At 59.4% G+C, this 11,006-nt stretch carries 11 protein-coding genes and 2 pseudogenes; 5 read left to right on the top strand and 8 right to left on the bottom strand.

The features are described from left to right. Positions 1 to 137: 137 nt before the first annotated feature. From pcaC to ALO64_RS08380, 8 genes and pseudogenes are all read right to left on the bottom strand, one after another. Positions 138 to 536, bottom strand: coding sequence for a 4-carboxymuconolactone decarboxylase (gene pcaC, locus ALO64_RS08415; RefSeq protein ID WP_044343775.1), 399 nt, complete (start codon positions 534 to 536; stop codon positions 138 to 140). Further along, positions 533 to 1,894: a 3-carboxy-cis,cis-muconate cycloisomerase gene (locus tag ALO64_RS08410; RefSeq protein WP_044343774.1), complete on the bottom strand. Its 1,362-nt coding sequence runs from the start codon at positions 1,892 to 1,894 to the stop codon at positions 533 to 535. Before ALO64_RS08410 ends, pcaC begins: the two co-directional genes overlap by 4 nt. 24 nt (positions 1,895 to 1,918) lie before the next feature. After that, positions 1,919 to 3,269, bottom strand: a pseudogene (locus ALO64_RS08405) (aromatic acid/H+ symport family MFS transporter). 86 nt (positions 3,270 to 3,355) lie between these two features. Next, positions 3,356 to 3,958 carry a protocatechuate 3,4-dioxygenase subunit alpha gene (pcaG, locus tag ALO64_RS08400; RefSeq protein WP_044343773.1) on the bottom strand — a complete coding sequence of 201 codons (603 nt, stop codon included), beginning with the start codon at positions 3,956 to 3,958 and terminating at the stop codon, positions 3,356 to 3,358. An 11-nt stretch (positions 3,959 to 3,969) separates the two neighbouring features. Beyond that, on the bottom strand, positions 3,970 to 4,689 hold the full coding sequence (pcaH, locus tag ALO64_RS08395) for a protocatechuate 3,4-dioxygenase subunit beta (protein WP_044343772.1): 720 nt from the start codon (positions 4,687 to 4,689) through the stop codon (positions 3,970 to 3,972). Between the two features lie 125 nt (positions 4,690 to 4,814). Beyond that, positions 4,815 to 5,764, bottom strand: a pseudogene (pcaQ, locus tag ALO64_RS08390) (pca operon transcription factor PcaQ). Positions 5,765 to 5,816: 52 nt separating this feature from the next. Then, the gene (locus tag ALO64_RS08385) at positions 5,817 to 6,059 is read right to left on the bottom strand and encodes a glutaredoxin family protein (protein WP_005732565.1); all 243 of its coding nucleotides are present in this window, start codon (positions 6,057 to 6,059) and stop codon (positions 5,817 to 5,819) included. A gap of 57 nt (positions 6,060 to 6,116) precedes the next feature. Then, positions 6,117 to 7,187 (bottom strand): acyltransferase family protein, encoded by a 1,071-nt coding sequence (locus ALO64_RS08380; protein ID WP_044343771.1) that lies wholly within the window; start codon positions 7,185 to 7,187, stop codon positions 6,117 to 6,119. Between the two features lie 242 nt (positions 7,188 to 7,429). Here ALO64_RS08380 and ALO64_RS08375 point away from each other — a divergent pair, with 242 nt between their 5' ends. From ALO64_RS08375 to ALO64_RS08355, 5 genes are all read left to right on the top strand, one after another. Beyond that, positions 7,430 to 7,744 (top strand): DUF883 family protein, encoded by a 315-nt coding sequence (locus tag ALO64_RS08375; protein WP_002553118.1) that lies wholly within the window; start codon positions 7,430 to 7,432, stop codon positions 7,742 to 7,744. 4 nt (positions 7,745 to 7,748) lie between these two features. Next, positions 7,749 to 8,141: a phage holin family protein gene (locus ALO64_RS08370; protein WP_002553117.1), complete on the top strand. Its 393-nt coding sequence runs from the start codon at positions 7,749 to 7,751 to the stop codon at positions 8,139 to 8,141. Continuing rightward, positions 8,138 to 8,494 (top strand): hypothetical protein, encoded by a 357-nt coding sequence (locus ALO64_RS08365; RefSeq protein WP_002553116.1) that lies wholly within the window; start codon positions 8,138 to 8,140, stop codon positions 8,492 to 8,494. The genes ALO64_RS08370 and ALO64_RS08365 overlap by 4 nt, the downstream gene beginning before the upstream one ends. A gap of 173 nt (positions 8,495 to 8,667) precedes the next feature. Beyond that, entirely contained in the window at positions 8,668 to 9,999 is a 1,332-nt protein-coding gene (locus ALO64_RS08360; RefSeq protein WP_044324831.1) for a deoxyguanosinetriphosphate triphosphohydrolase, read from the top strand. 250 nt (positions 10,000 to 10,249) lie between these two features. Then, positions 10,250 to 10,642 (top strand): response regulator, encoded by a 393-nt coding sequence (locus ALO64_RS08355; RefSeq protein ID WP_044343770.1) that lies wholly within the window; start codon positions 10,250 to 10,252, stop codon positions 10,640 to 10,642. The last annotated feature ends 364 nt before the right edge of the window (positions 10,643 to 11,006 follow it).

Here is an 11,006-nt window from a genome sequence, read left to right as displayed (position 1 = left end):
GCTACGCGCCACGCGCTGGTTCTGCGAGTCAGTGAGATTGAGGCCCGACTTCGTGATAAAACAGCGCTTTCATTTATGGGCAGTGAACGCGGGTAAGGCATGACATTTCGCTGCAGCACTCCTTGTTATGCGACTTTTCAATCCTCCTTCAACGACTCCACGCCCATTTCATCCCACACCGTTTCGGCGAGGTGGAACGTCGCATTGGCCGCCGGAATGCCGCAGTAGATCGCGCTCTGCATCAGCACTTCCTTGATTTCCTCACGGGTCACGCCATTGTTTTTTGCGGCCTTCAGGTGCAGGCGCAATTCGCCCTCGCGATTCATGCCGATCAGCATCGCAATGGTGATCAGGCTGCGCGTGTGGCGCGGCAACCCTGGACGTGTCCAGATATCACCCCAGGCGTGACGGGTAATCATCTCCTGGAATTCTTCATTGAACGGCGTCAGTTTGCTCAGGCTGTTGTCGACATGCGTATCGCCCAGCACTGCACGGCGCACCTGCATGCCAGCTTCGTAACGTTCGTCTTCGGTCATCGGGAAATCCTTGTGTGTTCAACCACGGCACGCTCGACCCATTGTCGGGCCTGGCCAAGGTAATGGGCCGGATCAAGCAGACGATCCAGCTCGTCGGAAGAAAACTGCTCACTGACTTGCGGGGTTTCGCCAAGTACCTGACGCAAATGCGCGCCCTGCTCTACCGCACGACGGCAGCACTGTTCAACCAGATGGTGGGCAGCATCGCGGCCGATACGCCGAGCCAGCGCAATGCTCACTGCCTCGGCGAGAACCAGGCCTTTGGTGGATTGCAGATTGCTCGCCATACGCTCGGCATCGACCTGCAGACCGGGTAGCACCTGCAACGCTTGCTGCAGCGAACCGGAAACCAGACAGCACAGCTCCGGCAAAGTCTCCCACTCGGCATGCCACAGGCCCAGACTGCGCTCGTGCTCCTGCGGCATGGCGGCCAGCATCGTGGCGACCAGCCCCGGTGCGCGGGTGGCGGTGCTGATCATGACCGCAGCACCGACCGGGTTGCGTTTGTGCGGCATGGTCGAAGATCCGCCCTTACCCGGTGCCGAGGGCTCGAAGACCTCGCCCACTTCGGTCTGCATCAGCAGGCTCACGTCGCGCCCCAGTTTGCCGAGGCTGCCGGCGATCAGGCCCAGCAGACCGGCAAACTCCACAAGTCGGTCACGCTGGGTGTGCCAGGGCTGCTCGGGCAACGCCAGTTGCAATTCACCGGCCAGCGCTTCGGCCACCGAAAAGGCCTGGTCGCCCAGCGCCGCGAGGCTGCCGGAAGCACCGCCGAATTGCAGGCACAACAGACGCGGTTTGATCTCGCTCAAGCGCTGTCGATGACGAGTCACCGCGCCCAGCCAGCCAGCGATTTTCATCCCCAGAGTGACCGGCGTGGCCTGCTGCAGCCAGGTGCGTCCAGCCAGCGGCGTGCCAGCATGACGCTGTGCCTGCTCAGCCATCGCATCGGCCAGTAGGGTGAGATCACGCTCAAGCAGCACGATCGCTCGACGCAGTTGCAGAATCAGCCCGCTGTCCATCACATCCTGGCTGGTTGCGCCCATATGCACATAGCGCTCGGCCTCAGCACTGCGCGCGGCTATCTGTTTGCCCAGCGCCTTGACCAGCGGAATCGCCGAATTACCGGCACTGCCGATGGCAATTGCCAGCGCGTCGAAATCGAACAGCCGTGCGTCGCAGCTCAGTTCGATGTCGGCGACCACCTCGGGCGGGATCAGGCCGACGCGTGCCTGTGCCCGAGCCAGCGCAGCCTCGAAATCGAGCATGCCCTGTACCCGGCCTTCATCCGAAAAGATCTCGCGCATTTCGGGTTGCATGAAGTAGGCATCGAAAAGTTGATTGCTCACTCTGTTCACATCACCACTCCAGATTGAAAGGTTTCAGGTAGCGTCCGAATGACTGACCCAGCCCTTGATCAGCACCGCTATCGCGGCCAGGGCAGCCGGGACCACCAGCGCCGTCAGCACCTGTTCGAAGCTCCAGCCCAGGCCCAGCAGTGTGGGCACCGGCCCAGGCGCCGAGAATCGCGCCGAAGCGGCCGATTCCGAGCATCCACGACACGCCAGTGGCACGCCCCTGGGTGGGATAGAAACGCGCTGCCAGTGAAGGCATTGCCGACTGTGCGCCGTTGATGCACATACCGGCCAGCAGCACCAGCGTGGCCAACAAGGCGACATTGCCCAGACTCTGCCCGACCAGCCAGGCGAACACACCCGCCAGCGCATAGGCCAGACCAATGACCTTATGCGGATTGTAACGATCCATTGCCCAGCCGACCCCCACTGCACTCAGCACCCCGCCGAACTGGAACAGCGCACCGATGAACGCCGATTGCTCCATGCTCGCGCCACTGTCGCGCATCAACGTCGGCAGCCAGCTGGTCAACAGGTAGACGATAACCAGACCCATGAAATACGTCAGCCACAGCAACAGCGTGCCAGCGCTGTATGTACCGGAGAAAATCACTTTCAGCACGTTGCGGCTACTGACCGTTTTCTGCTCGGGAACGCTGAAATCGGTGATGCCAGCCAACGCCTTCGGCGCAATCGGTGCCAGCACTTTGCGAATACGCTCCGCACCGCGATTGCGCACCACCAGAAACCGCGCTGATTCCGGCAGCCAGACCATCAGTACCATCGCCAGTATCAACGGCAGAATACCGCCCAGCATCAGCAGGCTGTGCCAGCCCATGCTCGGGATCAGTTTGGCCGACACAAATCCACCACAGGCCATGCCCAGATTGAAACCACAGAACATGCTGGTCACCAGCAGCGACTTGAGCCGCTCGGGCGTGTATTCCGACAACAACGTGGTGGCATTGGGCATCGCTGCACCGAGCCCCAGCCCGGTCAGAAGGCGTAATACCAGCAGTTGATCAATGTTGCTGCTGTAAGCAGACGCCAGGCTGAACAGACCGAACAGAAACACCGCGAACACCAGCACGACCTTGCGCCCGAACCGGTCGGCCAGCGGGCCGGAACCCAGCGCGCCGAATACCATGCCGATCAGCGCAGCGCTCATCACCGGGCCCAGGCTGGCCCGGTCGATGCCCCAGTCCTGGCTGAGCGCTGGTGCAATGAAGCCCATTGCGGCGGTATCGAGGCCATCGAGAAACACGATCAGAAAACACAGCGCAACCACCCGCCACTGATACCCGGACAGCGGTTGCGCATTGATGAAGGCCTGAACGTCGAGCGTACACGGCACAGGCCGGCTGGCGGAAAGCGTCATGGAGATGTCCTTTTATTTTTATAAGGTCGCCTGCCGATGCAGGCGCCGGGAACGCACGCACATTGATACGCAAATCGACAACCGATTCAGAAATCGAAAAACACTGTTTCGCCCTCACCCTGCACGCGGATATCAAAACGATAGGCCGTTTGCCCATCATGCGTGCAGCGGCGCGCGACCAGCGTTTCGCGACGCGGCGGCTGCTCGATCAGATTGAGCACCGGGTCCTGAGCATTGGCCTGCGCTTCGTCGTCGAAATACAGCCGCGTCTGCAGATGAATATTGATACCACGGGCAAACAGCGAAACGTTGATGTGCGCAGCCATCGGCACCCCGGCCGCATTATGTGCCGAGCCTGGCTTGATGGTCTTTAGAATCCATTGGCCGTCGTCAGTGGTCGCCGTGCGGCCGAAGCCGTTGAACGGCCGCTCCGGATCGAATTCGCTGTGATACGCACCTTGATGGTCGGCCTGCCAGAATTCCAGATACGCATCGCGGATCAGATGACCGTTGCCGTCGAAGACGTTGCCCAGCAGCACGATGTGCTCGCCCGGCGCGTCGGGCCCGGCCATCTCGTTCCAGATTTCCAGCTCACGGGTCGGATTGCCAGCCACTTGCGGTGCCAGACCGATGTGCACGTACGGGCCAGCGGTTTGCGAAGGGGTTTCCTGCAGTAATTGAACGGGCATGTCGGGCCTCCTCAGCAGTTTTCGAAGTGTGTCTTGCGCTGGCCGCGCAACACGATGTCAAAGCGGTACGCCAGGCAATCCATTGGATTACCCATCCCCAGATCGAGCCTGGCAATAAGGCTCTGCACGGCGTCCGGGTTGGCGATGGCCTTGACAATCGGGCAGATAGGAATCAACGGATCGCCTTCGAAATACAGCTGGGTGACCAGGCGGGTGGCAATCGACGGGCCGCTGATCGACACATGAATATGCGCCGGACGCCAGTCGTTAGGGCCGTTGCGCCACGGGTAAGGGCCTGGCTTGACGGTGCGGAAGCTGTAATTGCCTTCGCTGTCGGTCAGCGCTCGCCCTACACCGCCAAAGTTGGGGTCGATAGGTGCCAGATAGGCATCGCGTTTGTGGCGATAACGCCCGCCGGCATTGGCTTGCCAGATCTCCACCAAGGTATGCGGAATCGGCTTGCCGTATTGATCACAGACCCGGCCGGCCAGCAGGATGCGCTCACCGATGGGCAGCCCGCCGTTGTTGAAGTTGAGCAGCAGATCGTTGTCGTGCTGACCAAACTTCAAATGCGAGAAACCCGGGCCCGTGGTTTCGGAAATGGATTGCGGGATACTGACCAGCGCCTGGCGCGGTGAGCGCAGGATCGAGGTCTTGTAATCAGGTGTCAGGGCTTTGGGGTGCCAGTTTCGGTCACGAATGACGAAGCGGCTATTGTCCGCGGCAGACATGGCGTTCTCCTTGTTTTTCTTATGGGCGCAGGCGTCGATCACTTGCGCTACAGGCTGCGGCGAAGTGTCGCGTGATCCATGCTTATAGAGAATTGAAATAAAACCGTTTATCCATAACCAAATGGTTATGAATACTGCGCTTTGCGGTAGGTCTCTCCGACGCCTCGCAGTTCATCCACACACCATTGCGCCGCGCGTGTCAGCGGCAGGGCCGGGTTGCTGCACAGGCCGACCGATCCGCCCGGCTCGCGAATACCCATGTCCAGCTCTACCAGCGTGCCACCTTTCAACTCCAGCGACACCGCATCCAGTGGCGCGATCCACACCGCATCGCTGCACTGCACTGCACTGCACTGCACTGCACATAGCGGCGGCTCAGGGTGAGTGACAGGGTTTCAAGGCGCTGACGCGGCATGCGGATACCGCACTGTACGAAAAGACTGTCGGCAAACTTGCGGATGGTGGTGCCCGCCAGCGGCAACACCAGCGGGAACTGCTCCAGACTTTCAGGCTTGAGCGGCGCCGCCAGTAACGGGTGATCGTTGCGCACCACCAGCGTCATCGACTCGTTGTACAGATGCTCGAACGTCAGCCCCTGAATCTGCGGGCTGTCAGTCATGCGCCCGACCACGAGGTCCAGCTCCCCTACCCTCAGTTGCGACAGCAGGTAGGCACTGGGGCCGGTCATCACGCTGACGATCAACGCGGGGTGGCGCTCGTGCAGACGATGGACCACCTCCGGAACCAACAGGCTTTCAGCCGTGGACAGCACGCCCAACCGTGCGGTAACAGTTTCATGTTCACCCGAGCGCAGGCTACTGACACCTTCACGCAAGGCCTGGACGCTCGGCCCGGCGAAACGCATGAATGCCACCCCCGCCTCGGTCAGCGCCGCACCGCTCTTGCTGCGCACAAACAAGGTGGTGGCCAGCAGTGTTTCCAGCTCCTTGAGACTTTTCGACAGCGCGGGCTGACTGATTGCCAGTACATCGGAGGCACGCGCCAGGCTGCCCTGCCGAGCCACCTCGAGAAAGCACACCAGATGGCGAAATTTGATGCGGGTATCGATATTCAATGCGCGTCGGGTCCGGGGGATAAAGAAGAATGCAGCTCTACGACAATGCCGCTCAACGACTCAAAAACGAAGCTACCTGAGGCGCGTCAAATGGCCAGTCCAGCTCATCCCCGGTGTCGACTCGACGCAACACAGGGACGCGCAACTCGTAACGCTCGAACAGTTGTTCATCCTCGCAGATGTCGACCAGCTCAACCAGCAGGCCGTGCTCGATGGCGAACGGCAGTAAAACCGCTTCGGCAACCTCGCACAGCGGGCAGCCCAGGGTACTGAACAGCTGGCATTCGGGCGGCATGAATTGATCCTCGGCAAATCCTCTACAACCGAAAATTATTCTAGGCGCACCCCGCGATCACGTCGACACCCGGAAATGCGTCTTGCTGAACGCGTTGGCGCGGTCCAGTACCGGTTTCTCGAAACAACGGTAACCGACCCAGCCGTAACACACCGTTGCCGCAATCATCAGCAGCGCGAAAAACAGGTTGTCCAGATAGCTTTCGGGCCAGGCACCGACCAGGCTCCACACCCGCCCGATCACCCCCAACACCAGCAGATGAGACAGATAGATCGTGTAGGACATGTCGCCCACAGCGACCAAAAACCCTGGCACAGCCAGTTGTCGACGTCGTTCGAGCAGGGCAAGGGTCAGTACCAACAGGCCGAAAGTACCGCCGACCATGAGCATGCGCAGCAAGCCCTGACTGTCGTATAACCGGAAGTAACCGATCAGGGGCACGCCCAGCAGCAGCGCACCTCCCAGCGAGGCAAGGACGGCAGCGGTCGGCGCGCGCGCGCTGTGCCGACCATAAAAGAACAACGCCAGCGCTGCGCCGAGAATGAATTCAAGGGCGTAGGGATGCAGGATGATCTTCAATGCGGGCGAATAGTCCTGCCAGTCGGCCAGCACGTTAAACACGATGATGATCAGCGCCCAGCCGCCGAGCAGAAGCGGCACGCTGCGTTCACGAAACAACAGAAAGCCGGAGTACACGACGTAGAACCACGGTTCGAACAGCAGCGACCAGGCCACCATCACCAGCAGCACTTTATCGTTGGGCAGCAGCAGGAACGACATAATCAAGTTGGACGCCCCATGCCCGCTGTTGACCATGCCCGGCTGCACCAGGTACACCGCCAGCGTAATGAAAAAGTACAGCCAGTACGTGGGGTAGATCCGCGACACCCTGTTGAACAGAAAGCGCCGGGCCTCGACCCCACTCTGGAAACGGCCACGACTGACGATCACCATCACGAAACCGCTGATGACAAAGAATAGATCGACACCCAACTGAAAAAAATCGAGCAGTGGCGGCAGAAGGATATCGCCACCGGAAAACTTGCTCTCTACCGACATCATGTGAAACAACACCACACCAAGGACAGCTATGCCCCTGAGCCCCTGCAGGGAATACAGCCGCTCCATGCCTCTCTCCATTCAGCTCTCATATCGCGCGCCATGTACGTGATCACGCGTGTGGAGCATAGCCAATGGCCAGAAATACGGAACCCCAATCTTCAACATGTCGCGGTTTTTCCTGACAGATCTTTTGGAGTAAGGTGCAGCGGCAGCACGCAGCCTGATCGAACACCAGACGGCAATCGAAGTGAACCTTCAGGAATCACCTGTACTCGAAACATTCATACGCCCATCAAACGGAGAACATCATGGCCCGCCAAACTGCACAGAATGCTCAGGAAATCCTGAGAGCCGACTTCCAGGTACTGGTTGCCGACACTGAGAAATTGCTGGCGCATACCGCCTCTCTCGCTGGTGATCAGGCCGATGAACTGCGCGCCCAGATCCGCGAAAGCCTGCTGCGTGCCAAGGAAACACTGAAGACCACTGAAGATTCGCTTCGTGAGCGCGGTGAGGCTGCAGTGATCGCTACCGAAGATTACGTTCAGAACAACCCCTGGCAGTCGGTCGGTATCGCCGCAGGTGTCGGCTTTCTGATCGGTCTGCTGGCTACAAGGCGCTAACATCATGACTCTGGGAACGGAATCAGCACCGCCCGAGGGAACTCCGGGCTCTTCACCGCGGCGTCTTGGCGCTGCTTTCCTTGGCCTGCTGCACACGCACGTCGAGCTGTTCGGCATCGAATTGCAGGAGCAGAAGGCACGTACCGTCAGCCTGCTGCTGTTCGCGGGACTGGCGCTGGTTTTCGGCCTGTTGCTGCTCACTGGGCTCTCGGCCTTGTTGCTGATCGTTCTGTGGGACAGCTATCGCCTGGCCGGTATCGTCGGCCTTTGCACGTTCTACCTGCTGGCCGCCATCTTCTGCGGGCTGCGCCTCAAGGCAGCGATTTTCGATGAGTCGTCGCCATTCCACGCAACCCTTGAAGAGCTGGCCAACGACCGCGAGCGATTGATGCCATGAGTGAACCCAAGTCGCACCAGAGTAATACCCGTCGAGAACTGCGCAAGGCGTTGATCCGCCTGCGCATGGAGATGCACCGTCAGGAAATTCGTCATGAGTCGACGCAACTGCTGCAGCCGTTGCAACGCTTTCGCGGGATCCGCCATGACTGGAAAAGCGCGCTCGGCTTTCGCCACGCGCCACTCTGGGGAGTGGGCTCGGTCGCCCTGCTGGGGTTTCTGAGCGGCAAACGTGCCAAGACCGGACGCACCAGCCTGCTGGGTCGCCTGTTGAAGCTCGGCATCACGCTGACGCCACTGATCAAGGTCGCCATGCAGAGTCGCGCCATCCAGAACCGCAACCGCAGGCTCTGACTACGCCAGACCTTTTGCGTGATTCGAGCCTTGTGACAAATGCCTGCTCCGGTGCTCCGGGGCGGGCATTTGCTTTTTAACACACCCTGTTTCTGTCTGTCCGCGCTTCAGGCCTTGCGGCAGGCATGCCGAACCGGGAAGCTACGGCCAACATTACTGACGGAGTGAACGCCTTGGATTGGCAAACCCTGCTTAACCGCGAACGACTTGGCAAGACACTGCACAGCCCCGAAGAATTAGGGCGCAGTCCGTTTCACAAGGACCATGACCGGATCATCTTTTCCGGTGCGTTTCGCCGTCTGGGACGTAAGACGCAAGTCCATCCGGTGTCCAGCAACGACCATATCCATACCCGCCTGACTCACTCGCTGGAAGTCAGCTGCGTCGGCCGCTCACTGGGCATGCGCGTTGGCGAAACCCTGCGCGCTGCGCTGCCCGACTGGTGCGACCCAAGCGACCTGGGCATGGTTGTACAATCCGCCTGCCTGGCACATGACATTGGCAACCCTCCGTTCGGCCATTCTGGCGAAGACGCAATTCGCAACTGGTTCAATCAGGCTGCCGGACGTGGCTGGCTCGACGCGATGAGCGAGACAGAGCGCAATGACTTTCTCAATTTCGAGGGCAATGCCCAGGGCTTTCGGGTGCTGACGCAGTTGGAGTACCACCAGTTCGACGGCGGTACCCGTCTGACCTACGCCACACTGGGCACTTACCTCAAATACCCGTGGACCGCTCGCCACGCAGACTCGCTGGGCTACAAGAAGCACAAGTTCGGCTGCTATCAGAGTGAACTGCCAATCCTTGAGCAGATCGCTGGCAAGCTGGGTTTGCCGCAGCTTGAGGAACAACGCTGGGCGCGCCATCCACTGGTTTACCTGATGGAAGCCGCCGATGACATCTGTTATGCACTGATCGATCTGGAGGACGGCCTGGAGATGGACCTGCTGGACTACGCGGAAGTGGAGTCACTTCTGCTTGGACTGGTCGGCGATGATCTTCCGGAAACCTATCGGCAACTGGGCCCTGGCGACTCACGGCGGCGCAAGCTGGCCATCCTGCGCGGCAAGGCCATCGAGCACCTGACCAACGCAGCGGCCAGAGCATTCGTCGAACAACAGGACGCCCTGCTTGCGGGCACGCTGCCCGGGGATCTGGTGGAACACATGCACGGTCCGGCCAAGCGCTGCGTCCTGAACGCCAAGGACATGGCGCGCAAGAAAATCTTTCAGGACAAGCGCAAAACGCTGCATGAAATAGGCGCCTACACCACCCTGGAAATTCTCCTCAACGCCTTTTGCGGTGCAGCGGTCGAACAGTTTGGCGGCAGGACGCCGTCCTTCAAGCATCGACGTATCCTCGACCTGCTGGGCAACAGCGCGCCGGATCCCAAGGCACCGCTGCATGCCTCGTTCCTGCGCATGATCGACTTCATCGCCGGCATGACCGACAGCTATGCCAGTGAGATGGCCCGGGAAATGACTGGCCGCTCCGGACAGTTTTAGCTTTGATAAGACCAGCCGAGTACCTGCGCGCATGCAGATACAACGCTGGTCAGACCTGATTGCCTCGCAAAACTCAGACAGGCCCTACATGCATGTCAGACGAGTCCTATCGCAGCTTTTCTTGCATCCCTCAATAATTACAGCCACTTCGAATGCCACTCCGGCTCGTCATCCATCCGCCTGCGATACTAACGGTCCGCACGCCGTCTGCGAGGCCTGAACGTCTCGCCAGGGCCTTTCCGGAAAACTCATGTCCACACACAGCCTGCGCATCCTCCTGGTGGAAGATCACCCGTTTCAACTGATCGCCACTCAGGTGCTGCTCAACAATCAGGGCTATTTTCTACTGACTCCCGCACTCACCGCCGCAGAGGCCATGGCTGCCATGCTACGCAGTCCGGAGCCCTATGGGCTGTTACTGTGCGATCAGTGCCTGCCGGATATGTCAGGCCTTGACCTGATCGACGAGGCAGCCCGTCAAGGCTTGCTGCATCAGGCCATTCTTCTCAGCGGCCTGCCTGATGTACATCTTGAAAACCTGCAGCAGCTTGCCACGCAGCGCGACCTGCCCCTGCTCGGCTGCCTGAGCAAACCCCTGCATGGACCTGACCTCAGCCGCTTGCTGGGGCAAAGCCCTGAGTGACATCTGCATTCCTGTTTAAAGCGACTTCGGAAATGCCTCGCAACTATGTAAACGGCAACTGATGCAAAACCGCGCTGCTTGTGAATTCACGTTCAGTCCCGTAGGAAATCATCAACCCACATGAATGATGATTCCATAAAGTAATAAACACCCCGTGCATCAATAACCAAATACACACCGAAATAAGCATTAACGTTTAAACACACTTGTGTTCAACGTAGGCTTTTACGTACTCCGATACGCTAATTATTGTAGGACTTTTCCTATATATGCCTGCCGAGCAAGTCTCTTTATGTGCCTGCCCGAACATCTGAGCTAAGGTGCGCGCTTTCTTCACTGCTTGTTATGAGGGTGTAGACAAAAT

It is taken from the genome of Pseudomonas meliae (assembly GCF_001400515.1).
GTDB lineage: Bacteria > Pseudomonadota > Gammaproteobacteria > Pseudomonadales > Pseudomonadaceae > Aquipseudomonas > Aquipseudomonas amygdali.
Note: the sequence above shows the minus strand (reverse complement) of the source record. Positions and strands in the feature narration are given on the sequence as shown.